15 protein-coding genes and 1 riboswitch are annotated in these 22,859 nt (G+C 61.2%); of the genes, 9 read left to right on the top strand and 6 right to left on the bottom strand.

Annotated elements, in window-relative coordinates:
- Window positions 1–17: 17 nt before the first annotated feature.
- Window positions 18–2,696: a bifunctional acetate--CoA ligase family protein/GNAT family N-acetyltransferase gene (locus tag HHJ17_RS07815; RefSeq protein ID WP_296501529.1), complete on the top strand. Its 2,679-nt coding sequence runs from the start codon at window positions 18–20 to the stop codon at window positions 2,694–2,696.
- A 56-nt stretch (window positions 2,697–2,752) separates the two neighbouring features.
- On the opposite strand, the gene HHJ17_RS07810 is transcribed toward HHJ17_RS07815, so the two are convergent.
- Window positions 2,753–3,907 carry an alpha-hydroxy acid oxidase gene (locus HHJ17_RS07810; protein WP_296501530.1) on the bottom strand — a complete coding sequence of 385 codons (1,155 nt, stop codon included), beginning with the start codon at window positions 3,905–3,907 and terminating at the stop codon, window positions 2,753–2,755.
- Window positions 3,908–4,037: 130 nt separating this feature from the next.
- Window positions 4,038–4,367: a cupin domain-containing protein gene (locus HHJ17_RS07805; protein ID WP_296501531.1), complete on the bottom strand. Its 330-nt coding sequence runs from the start codon at window positions 4,365–4,367 to the stop codon at window positions 4,038–4,040.
- Window positions 4,368–4,554: 187 nt separating this feature from the next.
- Window positions 4,555–4,655: riboswitch (TPP riboswitch) on the top strand.
- Between the two features lie 104 nt (window positions 4,656–4,759).
- On the opposite strand from HHJ17_RS07805, the gene thiC reads away from it, so the two are divergent.
- Window positions 4,760–6,634 carry a phosphomethylpyrimidine synthase ThiC gene (thiC, locus tag HHJ17_RS07800; protein ID WP_296501532.1) on the top strand — a complete coding sequence of 625 codons (1,875 nt, stop codon included), beginning with the start codon at window positions 4,760–4,762 and terminating at the stop codon, window positions 6,632–6,634.
- Window positions 6,635–6,705: 71 nt separating this feature from the next.
- Here the strand turns inward: thiC and HHJ17_RS07795 are convergent, their stop codons facing one another.
- Together HHJ17_RS07795 and argH are read right to left on the bottom strand one after the other, a co-directional pair.
- Complete coding sequence (locus tag HHJ17_RS07795; RefSeq protein WP_296501533.1) at window positions 6,706–7,251, bottom strand: phasin family protein; 546 nt, start codon at window positions 7,249–7,251, stop codon at window positions 6,706–6,708.
- A 446-nt stretch (window positions 7,252–7,697) separates the two neighbouring features.
- Complete coding sequence (gene argH / locus HHJ17_RS07790) at window positions 7,698–9,149, bottom strand: argininosuccinate lyase (RefSeq protein ID WP_296501534.1); 1,452 nt, start codon at window positions 9,147–9,149, stop codon at window positions 7,698–7,700.
- A 99-nt stretch (window positions 9,150–9,248) separates the two neighbouring features.
- Between argH and HHJ17_RS07785 the strand changes: the two genes are divergently transcribed.
- A complete protein-coding gene (locus tag HHJ17_RS07785) occupies window positions 9,249–10,286 on the top strand; it encodes a histidine kinase (protein ID WP_296501535.1) in 1,038 nt (345 codons plus the stop codon).
- A gap of 19 nt (window positions 10,287–10,305) precedes the next feature.
- On the top strand, window positions 10,306–11,046 hold the full coding sequence (locus tag HHJ17_RS07780; RefSeq protein WP_296505478.1) for a LytTR family DNA-binding domain-containing protein: 741 nt from the start codon (window positions 10,306–10,308) through the stop codon (window positions 11,044–11,046).
- A gap of 77 nt (window positions 11,047–11,123) precedes the next feature.
- On the opposite strand, the gene ppc is transcribed toward HHJ17_RS07780, so the two are convergent.
- The gene (gene ppc, locus HHJ17_RS07775) at window positions 11,124–13,979 is read right to left on the bottom strand and encodes a phosphoenolpyruvate carboxylase (protein WP_296505477.1); all 2,856 of its coding nucleotides are present in this window, start codon (window positions 13,977–13,979) and stop codon (window positions 11,124–11,126) included.
- A 102-nt stretch (window positions 13,980–14,081) separates the two neighbouring features.
- Here ppc and hemC point away from each other — a divergent pair, with 102 nt between their 5' ends.
- From hemC to HHJ17_RS07750, 5 genes are read left to right on the top strand one after another with little or no spacing between them, the layout of a single operon-like run.
- Complete coding sequence (hemC, locus tag HHJ17_RS07770) at window positions 14,082–15,035, top strand: hydroxymethylbilane synthase (RefSeq protein ID WP_296501538.1); 954 nt, start codon at window positions 14,082–14,084, stop codon at window positions 15,033–15,035.
- A 2-nt stretch (window positions 15,036–15,037) separates the two neighbouring features.
- The gene (locus HHJ17_RS07765; protein WP_296501539.1) at window positions 15,038–15,847 is read left to right on the top strand and encodes a uroporphyrinogen-III synthase; all 810 of its coding nucleotides are present in this window, start codon (window positions 15,038–15,040) and stop codon (window positions 15,845–15,847) included.
- A 41-nt stretch (window positions 15,848–15,888) separates the two neighbouring features.
- Entirely contained in the window at window positions 15,889–16,980 is a 1,092-nt protein-coding gene (locus HHJ17_RS07760) for a uroporphyrinogen-III C-methyltransferase (RefSeq protein ID WP_296505476.1), read from the top strand.
- A gap of 2 nt (window positions 16,981–16,982) precedes the next feature.
- A complete protein-coding gene (locus HHJ17_RS07755) occupies window positions 16,983–18,278 on the top strand; it encodes a heme biosynthesis HemY N-terminal domain-containing protein (RefSeq protein ID WP_296501541.1) in 1,296 nt (431 codons plus the stop codon).
- A gap of 25 nt (window positions 18,279–18,303) precedes the next feature.
- Window positions 18,304–19,377, top strand: a complete 1,074-nt coding sequence (locus HHJ17_RS07750) for a diguanylate cyclase (protein ID WP_296501542.1) — start codon at window positions 18,304–18,306, stop codon at window positions 19,375–19,377.
- 73 nt (window positions 19,378–19,450) lie between these two features.
- Here the strand turns inward: HHJ17_RS07750 and HHJ17_RS07745 are convergent, their stop codons facing one another.
- Window positions 19,451–22,468, bottom strand: a complete 3,018-nt coding sequence (locus HHJ17_RS07745) for an Rne/Rng family ribonuclease (protein WP_296501543.1) — start codon at window positions 22,466–22,468, stop codon at window positions 19,451–19,453.
- Window positions 22,469–22,859: the final 391 nt, after the last annotated feature.

The following is a 22,859-nucleotide window of genomic DNA, read 5'->3' as shown; positions in this document are numbered from 1 at the left end:
AATTAATTTAAATCAATATGGATAAGCACTTCCTCACCCCCCTGTTTTCGCCCAAATCCATTGTTGTGTTTGCAGGCAAGGTGGACGATCCGGCCTCGCAAACGCTGCAGGCACAGGCGCTGCACCGCGCCCTGGTGGCGCAGCGGTTTACCGGCTCGCTGGTGTTTCTGGATATCCACACCATTGGCACCTTGGCTGAGCTGGCCCACACCCAGGCCGATCTGGCGGTGATTGCCATGCCGCCCGGCGAGGTGGTCTCGGCGCTGGAGATCGCGGGTCGCATCAAGTGCCGCGCCGCCCTGGTGATCTCCAGCGGCATTGACGCGACGCTGGCGGCCGAGTTGCACAAAATAGCGCGACGCGATGGCATCCATCTGCTGGGGCCGAATTGCCTCGGCTTTCAGCGCCCGCATTTGCAGCTCAATGCCAGCGTGGCGGGCGTCTTGAGTGCGCCCGGACCCCTGGCGCTGGTCTCACAATCGGGTTCCCTCACGTCGTCGATTCTCGACTGGGCCAAAAAGAATGGCGTTGGTTTTTCGACCGTGGTGTCGCTGGGTCCCAATACCGCGGTGGACATGGCGCAGGTGCTCGACTTTCTGGCGGCCGATGCCAATACCCACAGCATCGTCGTTTACCTGGAAGGCATCAGCAATGCGCGCCGCTTCATGAGCGCCCTGCGCGCCGCTGCCAACGCCAAGCCGGTGGTGGTGCTCAAGGCCGGCCGCAAGCCGGCCGGGAACCGGGCCGCGCTGACGCATTCGGGCTCCATCGTCGGCAGCGACGATGTGTTTGATTCCGCCTTGCGCCGGGCCGGCGCGGTGCGCGTGCGCTCGTTTGTGCAGCTGTTCTCTGCGGCCAAATGCCTGGCCTCGCGTTACCGGCCGGTGGGGCGACGGCTGGCGATTGTGACCAACGGCGGCGGACCGGGCGTGCTGGCCGCCGACTGGGTCAGTGAAATCAATTTGCAGCTGGCGTGCCTGACCAACGAACAGGCGCAAACGCTCAAAACCCAACTGCCGCCACTGGCGTCCTTGTGTGACCTGATCGACGTCTCGGAGGACGCGGGCCCCGAGCACTTCAAGGCCGCGATTGAAGCGGCGGGCAAAGCACGCCAGGTCGATGGTGTGCTGGCCATTTATTCACCCAAGATCGGCATGGACAGCGCGACCATTGCTACTGCGCTGGCAGAAAGCCATAAGCACATTGGCAAGCCCTTGCTGACGTGTTTGATGGGCGACGCCAGTGTCGGCGAGGCGCGGCTGATCTTGAACGAGGCGGCCATTCCGACCTTTCGCACGCCGGAAGCGGCGGTGGGGGCGTTTGGCAACATCGCGTCGTTCTACCAAAACCAGCAGCTACTGCAACAAACGCCACCGCCCTTGTCCGATCTGGCCAAGCCCGATGTCGAGGGAGCCCGCATGCTGATTGAGAGCGTGCTGGCCGAGCGCCGCAAGGTGCTGACCGAGATGGAGTCCAAGGCGCTGCTGGCGGCGTTCCACATTCCGGTGACCAAGACCATCCTGGCGCGCAGCGTCAACGAAGCCATCATGATCGCGACCCAGCTGGGCTTCCCGGTCGCGCTCAAAATTGACTCGCCCGACATCAGCCACAAGTCCGATGTGCAGGGCGTGGTGCTCAATATCGTCAACGCCGTCGGGGTGCGCGATTCCTATGTCGAGATGATGCAGGCGGTGGCCAAGTTGATGCCGGACGCGCGGATCAATGGCGTCACCATCCAGAACATGTCCAGCCAGAAACGGGGACGTGAAGTCTGTGTCGGCCTGGTCACCGATGATCCGTTTGGTCCGGTGATTGCGTTTGGGGCGGGCGGCACCATGATCGAGTTGATCAATGACCGCGCCATGGAGTTGCCGCCCTTGAACCAGTTTCTGGCGCGTCGCCTGATCGAACGCTCCCGTGTGGCCGAGACGCTGGGCGAGTGGCGTGGCGCTGCGCCCGTCAACATGGTGGCGCTGGAGCAGGTGCTGCTGCGGGTGTCGGAGATGGTGTGCGAGTTGCCACAACTGCGCGAGATGGACATCAACCCCATCATCGTGGACGAGTCCGGTGCCCTGGCCGTGGATGCGCGCATTGTCATCGACAACGCGCCGCCTTCGGCGCGCCGCTACAACCACCTGGCCATCCTGCCCTATCCGGCGCAGTACGAGCAGTTGTGGCCGCTGCCGGGTGGCGGTGAATACACCGTGCGGCCGATTCACCCGGATGACGCCATCATGCTGCAGGAATTTGTGCGCCATCTCTCGCCCGAGAGCCGCTACTTCCGCTTTGTCTCCAGCATGCAGGAGTTGCCGGCCACCATGCTGGCGCGTTTCACGTTGATCGATTACGACCGCGAAATGGCGCTGGTGGCGGTGACGCGCGAACGGCAAGTGGACGCCGACGGCATCGCCACCGAGGTGACCCGCATCGTCGGCGTGTCGCGCTACATCACCAACCCGGACCGCTCCAGTTGCGAGTTCTCGCTGGTGGTGGCGGATGAGTTCAAGGGCAAAGGACTGGGTTCACGCCTGATGTTGTCCATCATGGACTTCGCCCGCGAAAAAGGGCTGACCGAGATTGAGGGCCTGGTCCTGGCCAACAACCCCACCATGCTGAAGCTGATGCGGGGCTTGGGCTTCCATGTGAAACCATTTTCTGAAGATGCTGATTTCAAGCTGGTTTCGCAGCTGCTCTAATCAGTTGGGGACAGACCAAAATTGCTTTGCAATGGTGGGTCTGTCCCCCCAAGGTCTCAGGTTGGGTAAGTGCCAGGCAAGAGAATGCCTTTGTCCACCGTTTTGATGTTGGTGTGGCCGCAAAACGCCATGGTCAGGTCCAGCTCGTTGCGGATAATTTCCAGTGCTTTGCTCACACCGGCTTCGCCCATGGCGCCCAGACCATAAAGGAAGGCGCGGCCAATGTAGGTGCCTTGCGCACCCATCGCGCGGGCTTTGAGTACATCTTGGCCCGAGCGGATGCCGCCGTCCATGTGCACCTCAATTTCTTTGCCGACTGCGTCCACAATTTTCGGCAGGGCGCGGATCGACGACTCCGCCCCGTCCAGCTGGCGCCCGCCGTGGTTGGAGACGATCAGGGCGTCCGCGCCGGAGTTGACCGCCAGGCGCGCATCTTCCACGTCCTGAATGCCCTTCAGGATGAGCTTGCCACCCCAGCGCTTCTTGATCCATTCCACATCGCCCCAGTTCAGTGCCGGGTCGAATTGCTTGGCGGTCCACTCGGAGAGTGAGCCCATGTTTTCCACGCCTTTGACGTGGCCGACGATGTTGCCAAAGCCGTGCCGCTTGGTACCGAGCATGCCCAGTCCCCAGCGCGGCTTGGTCATCATGTTGAGGATGTTGGCCACGGTGAGCTTGGGTGGCGCCGAGAGGCCGTTTTTCAGGTCCTTGTGGCGTTGGCCGATGATCTGCAAATCGAGTGTCAAGACCAGTGCCGAGCAGTGGGCGGCCTTGGCCCGGTCAATCAGCCGCTCGATGTAGTCGCGGTCTTTCATCACATAGAGCTGAAACCAGAACGGGTGGTTGCCGGTTTCCCTGGCCACGTCTTCAATCGAGCAGATGCTCATGGTGGAGAGGGTGAACGGAATGCCAAACTTCTTGGCCGCGCGGGCCGCCAGAATCTCACCGTCGGCATGCTGCATGCCGGTCAGACCAGTGGGGGCAATCGCCACCGGCATGGCCACGTTTTGTCCGATCATCGTGGTGGCCGTGCTGCGGTTTTCCATGTTCACGGCCACGCGCTGGCGCAGCTTGATGGTCTGGAAATCGGCGGCATTGGCGCGGTAGGTGCTTTCGGTCCAGGAGCCAGAGTCGGCGTAGTCGTAAAACATGCGCGGCACGCGCTTTTCTGCCAGAACGCGCAGGTCTTCGATATTGGTGATCACGGACATCAAGGTTTCCTTTTATTTGCCTGAATGGTAAGGGCTGCCCCACAGGGCTGGTTTGAAATCTGCTGCGGGCAGGTTGAAATTTTTTGGAACAAACCGATGCGCTGGGCGCCGCGTTGCTGCGCGAATGGCGCTACTTGCGCAACACAATCGTCACCAGGGCCGATGCGTCCTCGAGCGCGACGAGACTGTGCAGAACATGGCCTGACAAATACATGAGTTGACCGGCCTGCAAGGTTTGGGATGATTCCTCCGCCGTGACGTCAAGGCGTCCCTCCAGGCACAAAATCGTGATTTCACCCGCCACTTTGTGCGGGGGGAACGATTTTCCGGCCATCAGCACCAGGCGGATGACTTCAAGCTGCTCGGTCTTGAACAGCGCTACCGTGCGCGCATCGATTAGCGCAGGTCCATAAGGTGCCACATCGATGGATTGGCCAGCGGCCACATGAGAAATTGCCATAGTCAACGCTCCTGGAAAATTTGCTCCCCAACTTCATGCCCGGGGTCTGTTAGATTTGCGCCCCTTGTCGCCATTGTCGTCCGTTAGTTGCGCTCGATGGCGCCAATCCGTGGGCGGTGCCCGTTTCAGGCGCTAACCAGGTGTGTCGGCTGCCTTGCAAGAACTATTTGCCTGGATCGCTTAAACTGCGCCTTGCCCGGGGTGCGCTATGGATGCGCTGAGATGGTCACCAAACCCGCGAACTTGATCCGGTTCATACCGGCGGAAGAAGAGCCAGACTTGCAGTCCCATGGCCCCTTGACGGGCATCTCGGGTTTCGTGCCGGCCTCCCTGTTCGCGTGATTGATGGACTGTTCTCCGGAGCACTTCCTTATATCTTCAGGAGACTCGCGATGAACGCCCCCGACAAATTTACCGAATTAATGCGCCTCACGCGCGAGCCTTTACCGGCGTCGCGCAAAATTTACGTGCCTGGCTCGCAGGTCGATATTCAGGTGCCGATGCGTGAAATCATGCAAAGCAACGGCGAGGCAGTGGTGGTGTACGACACCTCCGGCCCTTACACCGACCCCAACGCCACGATCGACGTGCGCCAGGGTTTGCCTTCGGTACGCAGTCCCTGGATTGAGGCGCGTGGCGACACCGAGTCCTACACCGGCCGCACGCCGTTTGCGCTCGATGATGGCCTGAAAAATGGCGAGTCCGAAACGCTGGCCAGTCTGCGCTTGCAGGCGGCCGGTCTCCAGCGCACGCCGCGCCGCGCGAAAGCGGGCGCTAACGTCTCGCAAATGCATTACGCCCGCAAAGGCATCATCACCCCCGAGATGGAATACGTGGCGATCCGCGAAAACCAGAAGCAGGCGTGGATGGAGCAGTACTTGAGCAACCCCGAGCGTGAAGCGCGCTTGGCTGGCAACAGCTTTGGCGCCAGCATTCCGCGCGTGATGACGCCCGAGTTCGTGCGTGATGAAATTGCCCGTGGCCGCGCCATCATCCCCGCCAACATCAACCACCCCGAAGTGGAGCCGATGGCGATTGGCCGCAACTTTCTGGTCAAGATCAACGCCAACATCGGCAACTCGGCGGTCACGTCGAGCATTGAAGAAGAAGTCGAAAAACTGGTGTGGTCGATGCGCTGGGGCGCCGACACCGTGATGGACCTGTCCACCGGCCGCAACATCCACACCACGCGCGACTGGATTCTGCGCAACTCGCCGGTGCCGATCGGCACCGTGCCGATTTACCAGGCACTGGAAAAAGTCGGCGGCGTGGCCGAAGACCTGACTTGGGAAATCTTCCGCGACACGCTGATCGAGCAAGCCGAGCAGGGCGTTGATTACTTCACCGTGCACGCCGGCGTGCGCCTGGCCTTCATCCACCTGACAGCCAACCGCATGACCGGCATCGTGTCGCGCGGCGGCTCGATCATGGCCAAGTGGTGCATCGCTCACCACAAAGAAAATTTCATCTACAGCCACTTCGATGAAATGACCGAAATCCTGAAGGCCTACGACGTCAGCTATTCGCTGGGCGACGGCCTGCGCCCCGGCTCCGGCGCCGATGCCAACGACGAAGCGCAATTCGCCGAATTGCGCACGCTGGGTGAGCTGACGCAGCAAGCCTGGCAGCAGGATGTGCAGGTGATGATTGAAGGGCCCGGCCATGTGCCGATGCACATGGTGCAGGCCAACATGACCGAGCAGCTCAAGCATTGCCACGAAGCGCCGTTCTACACACTGGGACCGCTGACCACCGACATTGCGCCCGGCTACGACCACATCACCAGCGGCATCGGTGCCGCCATGATTGGCTGGTTCGGCACCGCCATGCTGTGCTACGTCACGCCCAAGGAACATCTGGGGCTGCCGGACCGCGACGACGTGAAGGTCGGCATCATCACCTACAAGATTGCCGCCCATGTGGCCGACGTGGCCAAGGGTCACCCCGGTGTGCGGGCGCGCGATGACGCGTTGTCGAAAGCGCGTTTCGAGTTCCGCTGGATGGACCAGTTCAACCTGTCACTTGACCCCGACACGGCGCGCAACTTCCACGATGAGACCTTGCCGAAAGACTCGTCCAAGGTGGCGCATTTCTGTTCGATGTGCGGGCCGAAGTTCTGTTCGATGAAGATTTCGCAGGAGGTGCGCGAGTACGCCAAGATCAAGGGCGTGAGCGACGAGCAGGCGCTTCAATCGGGCATGGACAGCATGTCGGAGGAGTTCAAAAAGGCCGGCGGGGAAATCTACATCCCGATCAACAAGGCTTGATCCGCGGCTAAAACACAAACGGCACCCGAAGGTGCCGTTTGTTGCTGACTGCCCCGCAGGGCAATGGGCAATTAAGCTGTTTTAGTAGCTTTCTTGACCGCATCAGCGGCTTGGGTAGCGGCTGCCGTGAAGTTGGTCTGAGCCGTTTCCACCGCTTTTTTAGCTTGAGTCTGAGCGGACTCGATAGCGTTTTGACCAGCGGTCAAAGCGTTCTTGAAAGCGGCCACAGCGGATTCGCTGCCAGCAGGTGCGTTCTTGGTCAGGTTTTCAACGGCACCAGCGAAAGCTTTTTGAGCTTCGGCGGTCTTGGCTTCAAAAGCCTTGGCCAATTCTGCACCGCTGCCGGTCACGATGGTTTGAACGTGTTGAGCGTAGGCTGCAGTTTTGTCAGCCAAAGGTTTGGCCAAGCCAGATTGCAGCGCCAGCAGTTCTTGTGCATCTTTGGCACCCAGAACAGCCTGGACATGGCTGAAAGACTCGCCCAAGAGGGACTTGGTTGCAGCCAGGTTCAGTTCGACCAGCTTCTCGACACCGGCAAAAGCCTGCGTGGTGAAGCCTTCCAGGGCTTGCAGGTTGGCTTTGTTGGTTTCGGCGAATTGTGCGGCGGTGTTGTTCATTTCGGTTTCCTTCATTAATGGACGAATCGGAGGCCTGCATCAGCGAATGCCAAGTTGGCCAATTAATGCTGCAGTGCAACATTGAGCAAATTATAGGGAGAATCTGAGAAAGTGGAAGTTGTTTTGTTGCAATGCAGCAATTATTAGAGGGTTTGGTCTAGCTTCAGGGGGGGAAATCAACTTTACCAACACGCGTGTACTGTTTGGTGTCATCTGTCGAAGGCTGTGTTGGCGCCATAAGTGCGAATGAAGACCTCAGACCACCGCACCGTGGCACACGAGTTAACTGACTATTAGGCACGGCCAAAAAAAACCCAGCGCGGAGGCTGGGTGCAATCCCTTTCGGGCTACGCTCAGGGAGGTGAAGCGCAGGGGCTTAAAGCCCAGGGCGACTTTAGCAGTGAGTCGGGCAATTCAACTCATGGAAAACCCGAATCCCGATCACCTCAGCCCAGTCGCACCCGATGCCGTGCAATCTGCGCCCGCACCTGATTCGGTGCCGTGCCACCCAGAATGTCGCGCGCATTGAGCGAACCACGCAGACTCAGCACCTCATACACATCCTTTTCAATGGTCGGGTTGAACTGCTGCAACACCGTTAATGGCAATTCCGACAGATCCACTTGATGCGCAATGGCGGCCTTCACGGCATGGGCCACGGTCTCGTGGGCGTCACGGAACGGCAGGCCTTTTTTCACCAGGTAGTCGGCCAGATCGGTGGCGGTGGCGTAGCCTTTGAGGGCGGCGCGCTCCATCGCTTCGGGTTTGACGGTGATGCCGCCTTCTTTCGCCCCGGTTGACGGGTTGAGCTGCCCGCCGACCATTTCGGCAAAGATGCGCAGCGTGTCTTTCAGCGTGTCGACCGTGTCGAACAACGGCTCCTTGTCTTCCTGGTTGTCCTTGTTGTAGGCCAGCGGCTGGCCCTTCATCAGTGTGATCAGGCCCATCAGGTGGCCGACCACGCGGCCGGTTTTGCCGCGTGCCAGTTCAGGCACGTCGGGGTTTTTCTTCTGCGGCATGATGGAACTGCCGGTAGTGAAGCGGTCGGCAATCTGGATGAAACCGAAGTTTTGGCTCATCCACAGAATCAGTTCTTCGCTGAAGCGGCTGATGTGCACCATGCAGAGCGAGGCAGCGGCGGTGAATTCGATGGCAAAGTCGCGGTCGCTCACGGCGTCCAGCGAGTTCTGGCAGACACAGGGCAGGCCTTTGTCATCGACCATGCCCAGTGTTTTGGCGACACGCTCCCGGTCCAGCGGGTAGCTGGTGCCGGCCAGCGCAGCGGCGCCCAGTGGCAGGCGGTTGGTGCGGCGGCGCACGTCGCTCATGCGCTCCGCATCGCGGCTGAACATTTCGACATAGGCCAGCATGTGGTGGCCGAAGCTGATCGGTTGCGCTACCTGCAGGTGGGTGAAGCCCGGCAGGATCACTTCGATATTTTTCTCGGCCACTTCAATCAGCGCTTTTTGCAGGTCGGTCAGCAGGCCGCTGATCAAATCAATCTCGCCGCGCAGCCACAGCCGCACGTCGGTCGCCACCTGGTCGTTGCGCGAGCGGCCTGTGTGCAGGCGTTTGCCGGCAATGCCGACCAACTGCGTCAGGCGCGCTTCGATGTTGAGGTGGACGTCTTCCAGATCCAGTTTCCATTCAAAATCGCCGGATTCAATTTCCGCCGCAATCGTCGCCATCCCGTTTTGGATCGCACGGTGGTCCTCCAGTGTGATGATTTTTTGCGCGGCCAGCATCTCGGCATGGGCCAGCGAGCCGGCAATGTCGGCCTGCCACAGACGCTTGTCAAAAAAGACGCTGGAGGTGTAGCGCTTGACCAAATCGCTCATGGGCTCGGAGAAGAGGGCAGACCAGGCTTCTGATTTTTTATCGAATTGGTTGTGTGGCATGTAAATGAGCGTCAGCTTTCGAGGGCCGGGCTGGGTGTTGGGGTTATGCTTTTGAGGCAACAGATCATCAATAATCGGGTCCACACGGAACCACTATTAATGAGAGACACCCAAATTTTATCGGCCTTCCAGGATCTGGCCCCCGCGCCGCCCGCGCTGGGGTTGCCACGGCGGTTGCTGTTTGACGCCTGCCAGGTGGGCGTGGTGTTGCGCGCCGTGCTGTTTGTCGAGGCGGTGGTGGCGGTGAGCGCCATGTTTGGCGCGTCCAGCTTTGTGGATTGGTTGAGCCGCCTGGCCTTGCTCACCGGCGGCGCCTTGCCGGCGACGCTGGTGTGGTTGATTGCGGCTTGCAGTCTGAAAAAAGTACTGGCGCGCCTGAATCCCGTGGTCCAGCAGTTGGCCGGTGTGGCCTTGGGCGCCGGGGCCGGCCTGTATGGTTGCGGCGTCTTGTTCATGGTGGGTTTGCTGGAGCCGGCACCCTGGCTGGCCTGTGCTTTCAGCGGCGCCCTGATGTCGGCGCTGCTGGTGGCGGCGCTGGTGTTGCGGGCCAAGGGCACCGCACCGGCGGCGACGGCGGCGCGTTTGAGTGAGCTGCAGGCGCGTATCCGGCCCCATTTTTTGTTCAATACGCTCAACAGCGCCATTGCGCTGGTGCGGGCCGAGCCGGCCAAGGCCGAGGCCCTGCTGGAAGATTTGAGTGATTTGTTTCGTCATGCGCTGATTGAGCAGGGCGAGTTCGTCACGCTGGCCGATGAAATTGCCCTGGCGCAGCGTTATCTGGCGATCGAAACCGTGCGTTTTGGCGAGCGCATCCAGGTGGAGTGGGCCCTGGACCCCGACGCCTCCACCGCCAAATTGCCGCCCTTGCTGTTGCAGCCGCTGGTGGAAAACGCGGTGCGGCACGGCGTGGAGCCTAGCCTGACCGGGGCGCAAATCAGGATCTCCACGCAACGGCGGGGCGCCAGTGTGGTGATCAAGGTCACCAACACGGTGCCGGCCGGGCATGGCGAGCGCGGCAACGGGGTGGCGCTGGACAACGTGCGGGACCGGCTGCATCTGCTGCACGATGTGCAAGGCCAATTCCAGTACGGTCTCAAGAACGGTATTTTTCAAGTCAGGATCGAGGTGCCCGTATGACGGCCAACGAGTTTTCCCCATGCGTCTGAAGGTGCTGATCGTTGACGATGAGCTTCTGGCGCGCTCGCGTCTGCGCACCCTGCTGGGCGACTGCAGCGCGCCGACGGCCAGTGTCGAGGCCGAGGCCGCCAACGCCGCGCAGGCGGTGGCGTGGCTGCAGCGCCAGCCGGTGGATGTGGCGCTGATCGATATTCACATGCCTGGCGCCGACGGCCTGAGCTTGGCCCAAACCCTGCGCACGCTGCCGAATCCGCCCGCCGTGGTGTTTGTGACGGCCCATGCCGAGCATGCGGTGCAGGCTTTCGAGCTGGACGCTGTGGACTATCTGACCAAACCGGTGCGGCTGGAACGGCTGCAGGCTGCGCTACAAAAAGTAGAGCGGTTGATGCAGTCAGAACGGCGGCTAGCGCCTGATTTGCCGCAAGAAGTTTTGATTATTCAGGACCGTGGCCGGACCGAGCGGGTGCCGCTGGCGCAAGTGCTGTACCTCAAGGCCGAGCTCAAATACATCACGGTGCGCACGCAAGCCAAGAGCTATATCCTGGAAGGTTCATTGAACGAACTGGAAGAAAAGTACCCCACCCGCTTCATGCGCATTCACCGCAACGCCCTGATCGCCAAGCCGGCGGTGCGGGCGCTGGAAAAGCACTACGACGCGGAAGAAGGCGAGGGCTGGGCGGTGCGGCTGGACGGCATTGAGGAGCGGCTGTTTGTGTCGCGCCGGCAACTGGCGGCGGTGCGGGCGCTGGTGGCCAGTTGAGCAAGCAGCTATTAATTAAATAGCTGCTTGCGCTTATGCGACGGGGGCTAGAAGCCTAAATGGCATAAATAGTGGGCCTAACCGGTGTTGCGCAGCCCGGCCGCAATGCCGTTGATCGAGATGTGAATGCCGCGCTGCACCCGTTCGTCGGTCTGGCCGGCGCGGTAACGGCGCACCAGCTCCACCTGCAGGTGGTGCAGCGGGTCGATGTAGGGAAAGCGGTGGCGGATGGAGCGTTGCAGCGCCGCGTTGGTGGTGAGGCGCTGTTTGTCGCCGGTGATCAGGCCCAGCGCACTGGTGGTGCGCTGCCATTCGGCTTCGATGGCGGTGAAGATTTTCTTGCGCAAACGGGCGTCCGCCACCAGTTCGGAATAGCGCGCCGCCAGCGCCAGATCGCTTTTCGCCATCACCATGTCCATGTTGGAGAGCAGCGTTTTGAAGAACGGCCATTGCTTGTACATCTGCTGCAGCAGTGCCAGTTTGTCTTTGTGCGTGCTTTTGCTGGAGCCGGCGTTGTCCTGGCTCAAGAACAGGTCGATGGCCGAGCCAAAACCGTACCAGCCCGGCAGCGTCAGGCGGCACTGGCCCCAGCTGAAGCCCCACGGAATGGCGCGCAGGTCTTCAATTTTTTGTGACGGTTTGCGCGAAGCGGGGCGCGAGCCGATGTTGAGCTCGGCAATCTCGCGGATCGGCGTTGAATCAAAGAAATACTCGGTGAAACCGGGGGTCTCATAGACCAGCTTGCGGTAGGCCGCCATGCTGTTTTGCGACAGCTCGGCGGCGGCCAGCAAAAAGGGCTTGGTCGCTGATTTGGTGGGCTGCAAGAGTGTGGCTTCCAGCGTGGCAGCGACCAGCGTTTCGAGGTTGCGCCGGCCAATCTCGGGGTTGGCGTATTTGGAGCCGATGACTTCGCCCTGTTCGGTCAGGCGAATCTGCCCGCGCACGGTGCCGGGGGGCTGCGCCAGGATGGCCTGGTAGCTCGGGCCACCGCCGCGGCCGACAGTGCCGCCGCGGCCGTGAAACATCCTGAGTTGAATCGCTTTGGTGCCCGGAATTTTTTTGGCGTCTTGTGCCAGTTGGTCAAACAGTTCCACCAGGGCAATCTCGGCGCGGTACAGCTCCCAGTTGCTGGTGAAAATGCCGCCGTCCTTGTTGCTGTCGGAGTAGCCCAGCATGATGTCTTGCTCCGCACCGCTGCGCTGCACCAGCTGGGTGACGCCGGGCAGGGCATAAAACTCACGCATGATGGGCGCGGCATTGCGCAGGTCTTCAATGGTCTCGAACAGCGGCACTACGATCAGGTCGCAGATGGATTGGGTGTCCAGCGTGCCACGCATCAAACCGACCTCTTTTTGCAGCAGCAGCACTTCCAGCAAGTCGCTCACGGTTTCGGTGTGGCTGATGATGTAGTGGCGAATCGCTTGGGCGCCAAAGCGCTCGCGCATGACTTTGGCGGTCTCGAAGATGGCCAGTTCGCTCTGGGCGTGCTCCGAGTAGACCGTGCCCATCACGCGCAAGGGTCGGGCATCGTTCAGCAACTTAAGGAGCAGGCTGCGTTTGGCCATTTCATCCAGCTGCGCATAGGCGGGCTCGATGCGTGCCACCGCCAGCAGCTCGGCCACCACCAATTCATGTTTGTCCGAGCTCTGGCGCAAATCCACGGTGGCCAGGTGAAAGCCAAAGACTTCGACCGCCCGGATCAGCGGATGCAGGCGTTGCGCCACCAGCGCCGCGCCATGCTGCGCCAGCAGCGAGGCCTCGATGGTGCGCAGGTCGGCCAGAAATTCTTCGGCGTTGGCATAGGCGTTTTGGGGCGCGACGGCGTGGCGCGCGGCTTCGCCACCGGTCAGGTCGGTCAGGGCGGCGGCCAGCCGGGCGTAGATGCCGATCAGGGCGCGCCGGTATGGCTCGTCCTTGCGGTGCTCGTTGGTGTCGGGCGAGCGGTCGGCCAGCGCCTGCATGGCGGGCAGGCAGTCGACCAGCAGGGCCGAGAGTGACAACTCGCCGCCCAGGTAGTGCACCTCGGTCAGGTAGTGGCGCAGCGCCACGTCGGCCTGGCGGCTCAGGGCGTGGATCAGCGTTTGGGCATTGACATTGGGGTTGCCGTCGCGGTCGCCGCCAATCCACTGGCCCATGCGCAGAAAGCTGTGCACCGGGTGCTGGCCCAGTTCGCGTTCCAGGTCGGCATAGAGCTTGGGGATTTCGCGCAAAAACGTGGTTTCGTAATAACTCAAGGCGTTCTCGACCTCGTCGGCGACCGTGAGTTTGGTGAAGCGCAACAGGCGGGTGTGCCAAAGCTGCAGGACACGGGCGCGCATCTGTTCCTCGTTGGCGGCCAGTTCGCGCGGCGTCAGGGCGTCTTTGTTGGCGTTGACCGAGGCCGCCTTGATCTTGATGTCGTCGCGGGCGGTCAACAACTGGGCGAGGTCGCGCTCGGCATCCAGAATGCTTTTACGCTGTACTTCGGTCGGGTGGGCCGTGAGCACGGGCGAGACAAAGCTGGTGGCCAGGGTGTCGGCGATGGTTTTGGTCGAGATGCCGGCCCAGCGCAAGCGGGCCAGCGCGACTTCAATGCTGCCTTCCTGCGTGTCGCCGGCGCGTTCGTGGATGGCGCGGCGGCGGATGTGGTGCCGGTCTTCCGCCAGATTGGCCAGGTGGCTGAAGTAGGTGAAGGCCCGAATCACGCTCACGGTTTGATCACCGCTCAGCCCTTTGAGCAGCTTCTTGAGCGCCTTGTCGGCCTCGTGGTCGGCATCGCGCCGGAACGCCACCGACAGCTTGCGGATTTGCTCAATCAACTCAAACGCCGCCACTCCCTCCTGCTCGCGGATGACATCGCCCAGAATCCGGCCCAGCAGCCGGATGTCCTCCACCAGCGGGCGTTCGTTGTCTTTGGCGCGCACGGGCAGTGCAGATTTGGGAGCTTGGATCATGGCGTTCTTAAGAAGAGGTTACTCACGTTGGCGACGTCGGCCATGCTAGCATTCCCGGCTATCTATCGATTACCAACAGGTTACGGCCTTGAACCAAAGCGTATGAGCAATTTGACAATCACCATCGCAACCCGAGAGAGCCGCCTGGCGATGTGGCAGGCCGAGCACGTCAAGGCCTTGCTGGAGCAGCGCGGGCACCAGGTGAGCCTGCTGGGCATGACCACCAAGGGCGACCAGATTCTGGACCGCTCTTTGAGCAAGGTCGGCGGTAAGGGCCTGTTTGTCAAAGAATTGGAAACAGCGCTGGAAGAAGGCCGCGCGGACCTGGCCGTGCACTCGCTGAAAGACGTGCCAATGGAGCTGCCGGAAGGGTTTGTGCTGGCCTGCGTGATGGAGCGCGAAGACCCGCGCGATGCGTTTGTGTCGACCCGCTACCCGACGCTGGCCAGTCTGCCGCAGGGGGCTGTCGTCGGCACCTCCAGCCTGCGCCGAATGGCCCTGCTGCGCGCCCGGCGCCCTGACCTGAAGATTGAGCCCTTGCGGGGCAATCTGGACACGCGGCTGCGCAAGCTGGATGACGGACTGTATGACGGGATCGTGCTGGCGGCGGCCGGTCTCAAGCGTCTGGGTTTGGGCGAACGGATTCGTGAAATTTTTGAGCCGACCATCATGCTGCCCGCCGCCGGGCAAGGGGCACTGGGGATTGAGGTTCGTTCCAACCGCCAGGAAGTGATCGATGCCCTGGCGCCACTGGCGCATTCCACCAGCTGGCTGGCGGTGGCGGCCGAGCGGGCGGTCAGCCGGGCCATGGGCGGCAGCTGCTCCATGCCGCTGGCGGCCTTCGCCACCCTCAGCGGCGACACGCTGACCATTGATGCTGCCTGGGGCGACCCGGACGGTGTACTGGAACTGGTGTGCGTGCGGCTGAGTGCGCCGGTGACGGATCTGGCCAGCGCTGCCGCATTGGGCACACGGCTGGCGGTCGATCTGCGGGCCGGGGTGGTGGCAAAAGGTGGCTCAATTCTGGCGCCGGGTGAGCCCCTGGGCACGACCTGAGCATGCGGGTCATCGTTACCCGCCCCCAACGCGAGGCGCAACGATGGGTGCTGGATTTAACCGCGCTCGGCCTGGAAGCGCTGGCGCTGCCGCTGATTGAAGTAGGCCCGGTGGCCGACCCGGCCGACCTGGTTCGCGTCTGGAAACAGCTGGCTGACTATGTCGGTGTGATGTTTGTCAGCGGCAATGCCGTCGACTATTTCTTTGCATCAAAACCGCCTCTAGCCCCCGAATTCATTGCGCAAGAAGCTATTAAAACAAGAGCATGGGCGACCGGTCCCGGAACCGCCCGGGCCTTGTTGCGGGCGGGCGTTGCGCCTGACCGGCTGGATGTGCCATCACTGGACGCCGGTCAATTTGATTCGGAAGCCTTGTGGCAGGTGGTGGGCACGCAGGTGCAACCCGGTGACCGGGTCCTGATCGTGCGCGGCTGCGATCGCGCCGGCAGCACGCCTGCCGGGCCAGGGGTTGGGCGCGAGTGGTTTGCCAACCGCTTGCGCCAAGCGGGCGCCCTGGCTGAGTTTGTCGTCGCCTACCAGCGCTGCGCGCCCGACTTCAGCGCGCAGGCATCGGATTTGGCACAGCAGGCGGCCAGTGATGGCTCGGTTTGGCTGTTCAGCAGCACGGAGGCGGTGGCCAACCTGAGCGCCTGGCTACCCGCGCAAAACTGGGCTACCGCGCGCGCGCTGGCGACCCATCCGCGCATTGCCCTGGCCGCGCAAAAAGCCGGGTTTGGTGTGGTTTGTCAGTCTCGCCCCACGCTGCCCGACGTCGTGGCTGCGCTGCACGCGATGGAACAGACTGCAGCCTGAGCGGCAGACCAGCGCCATCTCCAACACTTTAGAATCCTTCCATGAACTCCGATCCCAACGCCGAAACACCGACCCCCACGGGAGGAGACGTTCCCTTGGCGGCGCCGGCCCTGCCCACGCCAGCGGATGACTCTGTGATCCCGGTCAAGACCAAAAGCGTGTCGCGCGGGTTTGTCCTGAGTCCGGGTACCGTGGCGGTCGCTGCCTTGCTGGCCAGTGGTTTTCTGTGGCAAAAGTTGTCATCGATTCAGGAACAGTTGGCTCGCCAAAGTGCCGATGCCGGCGCCCAGTCGGTGGAGGCCCGCAGCGTTGCCAAACAGGCGCAGGAACTGGCGCGCGAGACAGCGGGCCGGGTGGCGGTCTTTGAGGCGCGTTTGAGCGAGGTCTCCCTGCAACGCACGCAACTTGACGAGTTAATGAAAAGTTTGTCGCGCTCCCGTGATGAAAATCTGGTGGTGGATATTGAAGCCGCCATTCGTCTGGCACAGCAGCAGGCCCAACTGACGGGCAGTGTCGAGCCTTTGCTGGCCGCACTGAAAAGTGCGGACCTGCGGGTGACACGCGCAGCGCAGCCCCGACTCACATTGTTGCAGCGCGCCATTGCGCGGGACATCGACCGCATCAAGTCGGCCGCGGTGAGCGATACCCCGGGCTTGTTGGTCAAGCTGGATGAACTGCTGCACATGGCGGATGAGCTGGTGCTGGCGAATGCGGTCGCATCCGCGAATGGTCTCAGTTTGGTGAAGAAGCAGAGCGCCGAGGTATTGCCGAAATGGTGGCAACGCAGTTTGCAGCTGGTGCGCGACGAGGCGCAAAGCCTGTTGCGGGTCAGCCGGATCGAACGACCGGAGGCGGCATTGCTGTCACCGGAGCAGTCTTTTTTCCTGCGGGAAAACTTCAAACTCAAGTTGCTGAACGCCCGGATGGGGCTGCTGGCTCGACAGCTGGAGTCGTCACGGGCGGATCTAGCGGATGCTTCGCAGTCGCTCAATAAATACTTTGATGTCACCTCGCGCAAAACGCAGACGGCCGCGACCTTGTTGCAGCAGGTGCAGGCGCAGATGAAGACCTTGCAACTGCCCCGCGTGGATGAAACCTTTGCCGCCCTCGCTACCGCGGCCGCTGGAAAGTAGACATGCGGGCTGCTTTATGGTTTTTAGGATTGTTCGCCATGGCAGTGGCCATTGCCCTGTTCGCAGGCAATAACCAGGGCACGATCACCGTCTTCTGGCCACCTTACCGGGTCGACCTGTCGCTCAATCTGGTGCTGCTGTTGCTGGCGCTGTTGTTTTTGGTTCTGCATGTGGCTTTGCGTGCATTGGCGGCACTGTTTGCCATTCCGGGCCACGCGCATTCCTGGCGCCTGCAGCACCAGGAGCGCGCAATGCACCTCGCCTTGCTTGACTCCTTGTCCCATTTGGTGGCCGGTCGCTTTATTCGGGCCAGAAAAGCGGCCGAAGTCGTGCTGGCGCGCGAGAGTGCCATGACGCGGGGTGGCGAAACCCTGGTTTATGCGGGACGGCTGCGTGCCCTGTCGCATTTGTTGGCGGCCGAAAGTGCGCAAGCCTTGCAGGACAAAGCGGCGCGCGAGGAACATTTTCAACAGGCCCTGGATCAGGCTTTGCATCATGACGCGCAAGGAACCCGCGAGGGTTTGCAGTTACGGGCAGCCCGCTGGGCGCTGGAAGACCATGATGCGCAGGGGGCCCTGCAGTGGCTGGACGACATGCCGCAAGGTGCTGCCCGCCGCACGATTGCCTTGCGCTTGCGCTTGAAGGCAGCGCGGATGGCGCGGCAAACGCCATTGGCGCTGGAAACGGCGCGTCTGTTGGCCAAGCACCGTGCCTTCTCCGAGGTGGCCGCGCAGGGACTGTTGCGTGGTCTGGCCCTGGAGTTGGTGTCAACCGCCTATGACCCGGACCAGTTGCAGGCCGTGTGGCACCAGCTGGAAGCCTCGGAACGCTTGACGCCGGAAGTCGCGATTGAAGCCGCCAACCGGATGCTGCAGCTGGACGGCGATGTCGATCTGGCCCGCAGCTGGTTGCTGCCCATCTGGGAGCGCATGGTCGGACAAGCCGGGGCTTTGACCGAGGCCCAGCGCATCAGTCTCATTCATGCGCTGGAAAATGGTTTTGCGCTGGCGTCGGGTGCGCCCGAAGCGGCTTGGCTGATCCGGATCGAGCAGGCGCAGATGGCCAATCCCGGTGACTCCGCTTTGCAATACCTGGCCGGCATCACCTGCATGCGCTTGCAGTTGTGGGGCAAGGCGCAGCAACTGCTCAAGCAGTCATTGACCCGCTTGCAGGATGCGGGGCTGGCGCGAAATGCCTGGGCTGCGCTGGCCGAATTGGCCGAGCAGCGCGGTGATGTTGCGGCTTCAACGCAAGCCTGGCAAAACGCAGCCAAGACGGGAACAACGCGACTGGCGTGAGATTCGGGGCTATTATCAAGAGCCTATGAGTACCTTGATCGAACATATCCTGAAGCTGACCGACCATCGGGATCGGGATTTACTGGAGCTCACGCTCTCCAAAGCGCTGATTGATCTGCTGCCCATCCAGCGCATCAGTATTTCACGCGTCATGAGTTTTGAGGGTGAAAAACGCTGGCTCGAAGTGGCCCGGCTGGATGCCAAGGGCGGTGGCAAAGTCGTGGACCCGATGCGGGTGGACTTCATGACGCTGCCGCATCTGGACGACGCGCCCGATCGGCTGAAGTGTCTGCAGCGGCGTGAAATAATTGAAATTGCCTGGGCCGGGGAAGAGGGACCCCGTATCAACATGCTCCCCTTGTTCTCTGATTCACGCAAGGACGACGAAGGCGTGATCGAGGTGCATACGAATGCAAGCTTGACCCAGGACGAGCTTCTGACCATCGAGCAGTTACGCCGCATTTACCGCAACATGTATTCCCTGCTGGAATACAGCGACCGTGACGCCCTGACCGGCCTGTTGAATCGCAAGTCGCTGGACGATGCTTTTTACAGTGCGGTTCTGGAAGAGCTTGACGGTGTCAGCAGTGATCCGCTCATTGCGTCGACGCCCAACGGCATGGCCCAGGAACGTCGCCACCGGGTCCCCGCCAATTACTGGCTGGGCTCGGCGTTGATTGACAACTTTGCCCTCATCAAGGAGAAGCATGGGCGTCAGATCGCCGAAGAAGTGCTGGTGCTGGTGACGCGGGTGATGAACAACACGTTTCGTACCTATGACCGTCTTTATCATTTCAATGATGAACATTTCGGGGTGTTGATGCACTGCCCGGATGAAGCCTTGGTGCTGGCTGCGTTTGAGCGTTTTCGCACGAATGTTGAAAAAACCATTTTTCCGCAGGTCGGGCATGTCACGGTCAGTTGTGGTTTTACCAGCGTGATGGCAGATGATTCCCCTGACAGCGCACTGGTAAAAACGTTGAGTGCGGTTGATTTTGTCCAGCGCAGCGGTCACAACAAAGTGAGCAGCCACCTTGGTTTGGTACGCCGCGGGTTCTTCGCTGAACCCATTCTTGCCGCTGAGATTGATCTCACTTGAGTCATCGCGGAATATAAAAAAAGGGCACCTCGGTGCCCTTTTTTGCGGGTGTCCGTGAGGACACCGGCTTGACTTACTGCGCGTCTTTTTCCTCAAACGGCAGGGTCATGTTGCGCAAATCGCGCTTTGTTTCCACCAGAACCAGCGGTCCTGCGTCCACTTGCACCGCCGCTGGGCGCACGCGTGGCACACGAACTGGTTTCGGCTCAGCCGCGATAGCGGCCTGGACGGCTGCAATTTTCTCAGCGTCCGAGTTCACCCAGCTTAAGCCGGAGCTCTGAGCCACCTGCGCCAATTCGGCCAGAGGCAACGCAAACGGCTGCAGTTTGGGCATGCCGGTGGTCGCTGCAACGGGCACTGCTTCAGGCGCCGCCACAGGTTTTGCAATGACCGGTGCTGGAGCGGGTGCGGGTGTCACTACTGGCGCAACGGCGACGGGCACAACCACTGGCGCTGCCTCTGCGACCGGCGCCACTGCTGGCGCAACGGCCATCGTTGCGGGGGCTTCCGTGCTGGTCGCGAAGTAGGAGCGGCGGGGTTCTTCAGCCGACTCTTCCGCTACCGGCTGCACGTCACGCGCAGGTCGTTCCTGGCGATCACCTTGCTCAGCGCGGTCACCACGGGGTCCACGCTCACGACCATAGCGGTCGCGAGAGCGTTTTTCACGGGTCTCGACGCCGTCAGGACGGGCTTCTTGTTCACCAGCAACAGGGCCGTTGCCCAGGTCGGTGTTAGCTGCCATCGCCTGTGCGGAAGGGGCCATGCGATCGACCGGCGCTGCCATGGTGTCAGCGTTGGCGGATTCATTGCGCGCATTTTCATCTGGACGACGATTGCGGTCAGGCCGGCGCTCATTGCGTCCGTCTGCTCGAGGCTCACCGCGTTCTGCCGGCGCGCCCTGTTCGACGTTGTCAGTGCGTTCGTTGCGGCCACGGTCACCACGGGGGTTGCGCTCACCACGCCCGCCGCGTTCGGCATTGCGGGCTGGGCGGTCTTGCCCTGGCTCATTTCTTTGGGCATCTTGACCTGGGCCATTCATAGGGGCCTGTGAGAAGCCGTTGCCAGCCTCCGCCATGACGGGTTTACCTTCGGCATCGAAACGTTCACGTTGGCCTTGCGCCGGACGGTCACCACGACCACCTCGACCACCCCGACCGCCACGGCCATCACCGCGACCTTCGCCACGACCACCACGGCCACCACGCGCTTCATCGCGCCCTTCGGGACGAGCTTCGCCGCGCGGTTCATTGCGACGCGCGCCATCACGGCCACCGCGACCTTCGCGTTTGTCGTCTTTGCTGACTTCTTCCACTGGCTTGGGTTTCAGCGCAGGTGCTGGCGCGGGCGCAAACAATTGCTTGATCCAGCCAAACAAGCCTTTTTCTGCCGGGGCAGTCGCTGGCACAGCGTGGGCATGTCTCGGCGCAGCGCGCGGGGCCGTCGCCACAGGCTTGACAGGCTCTGGCTTGGGGATGGCGACAGGTGCCGGTGCATCGGGCAATACGCCCTTGATGATCGGGGTCTGCTTGTTGGTGGGCTCTTGCGAACGACGCGTCACTGAAGTCGGATCTTCCATTTCTTCAGCCATTTTGTAGCTGGCTTCAATGTTGTCCAGACGCGGATCGTCGTGTTTCAGGCGTTCCAGCTTGTAGTTCGGCGTTTCCAGCGTCTTGTTGGGCACCATCAGCACGTTGATGCGCTGTTTGAGTTCGATTTTGGCGATCTCGGTACGCTTTTCATTCAACAGGAACGAGGCCACTTCGACCGGGACCTGGCACAGCACCGAGGCCGTGTTGTCTTTCAAGGACTCTTCCTGGATGATGCGCAGGATTTGCAGCGCACTGGATTCGGTGTCACGGATGTGGCCGGAGCCGCCGCAACGTGGGCAGGGGATGGACGCGCCTTCGCTCAAAGCGGGACGCAGGCGCTGGCGGCTCATTTCCATCAGGCCAAACTTGCTGATGGTGCCGAACTGCACCCGGGCGCGGTCTTGCCGCAGCGCATCGCGCAGGCGGTTTTCGACGTCGCGGCGGTTGCGGCTTTCTTCCATGTCGATAAAGTCGATCACGATCAGGCCACCCAAATCGCGCAGACGCATCTGGCGCGCCACTTCGTCAGCAGCTTCCAGGTTGGTGCGGGTGGCGGTTTCTTCGATGTCGCCGCCCTTGATGGCGCGGGCCGAGTTGACGTCCACCGACACCAGCGCTTCGGTATGGTCAATCACAATCGCGCCGCCTGACGGCAACTGCACGGTGCGGGCATAGGCCGATTCGATCTGGTGTTCGATCTGGAAGCGGCTGAACAGCGGCGCGTCATCGCGGTAGCGCTTGACGCGGGCGGCGTGCTCGGGCATGACGTGGGCCATGAACTGCTGGGCCTGCTCGTACACGTCGTCGGTGTCGATCAGGATGTCGCCGATGTCGTTGTTGAAGTAATCGCGAATGGCGCGAATCACCAGCGATGATTCCTGGTAAATCAGGTAAGCGCCCTTGCCACCCTTGGCGGCCCCGTCAATGGCGCTCCACAGTTTGAGCAGGTAGTTCAAGTCCCATTGCAGTTCCGGCGCGCTACGGCCAATGCCGGCGGTGCGGGCAATGATGCTCATGCCATTCGGGTATTCGAGCTGTTCCAGCGCTTCTTTGAGTTCGGCGCGGTCTTCACCTTCAATGCGGCGCGACACACCACCACCCCGTGGGTTGTTGGGCATCAGCACCACATAGCGGCCAGCCAGCGACACGAACGTGGTCAGGGCAGCGCCCTTGTTACCGCGTTCTTCTTTTTCGACCTGAACCAGCAGTTCCTGGCCTTCGCGGATGGCGTCCTGGATGCGGGCTTGGCCCACAGCCACGCCTTGCTGGAAATACTGGCGTGAGATTTCTTTGAATGGCAAGAAGCCGTGGCGGTCTTCGCCGTAGTCGACAAAACAGGCTTCCAGCGAAGGCTCGACGCGCGTGACGACGGCCTTGTAGATGTTGCCCTTGCGCTGTTCGCGCCCTTCAATTTCAATTTCGTAGTCGAGGAGTTTTTGTCCGTCGACGATGGCCAAGCGGCGTTCTTCAGCCTGTGTGGCGTTAATCAGCATCCGTTTCATGGGTAGCATCCTTCAATTCAAATAACAAACATGCTCTTGACGAGCTTTTGATACCAGAACTGACGCTTTGAAGTGAGGAGGAATTGCCGGAGAACCGAAACTTAAGTGATAAGTCTTGGCGTTGGCGCGTGGAGGGGAGCGAGGAGTTTGGGTTGTGGAATTGCTATTGAATTAATAGCTGGTTGCGCCCGTTGTGCGGGCGCTGATGGCCGATCCATGCCAAAAAACGGGACGAAAACGCACCGTTGGCATATTTGAATCAGGCTCATCAACACAAACATCTCGCTTTATTCCGTTCACAGACAACTTGTCTGTGAACTTTGGGTATTCCGTATCAGTATTTCAACGCGTCGTCTTGACCGTTCGTTTTGCAGGCCACCCCAAACATCTG

It is taken from the genome of Rhodoferax sp. (assembly GCF_012927445.1).
GTDB lineage: Bacteria > Pseudomonadota > Gammaproteobacteria > Burkholderiales > Burkholderiaceae_C > Rhodoferax.
This window is presented reverse-complemented; position numbering and strand designations above follow the sequence as displayed.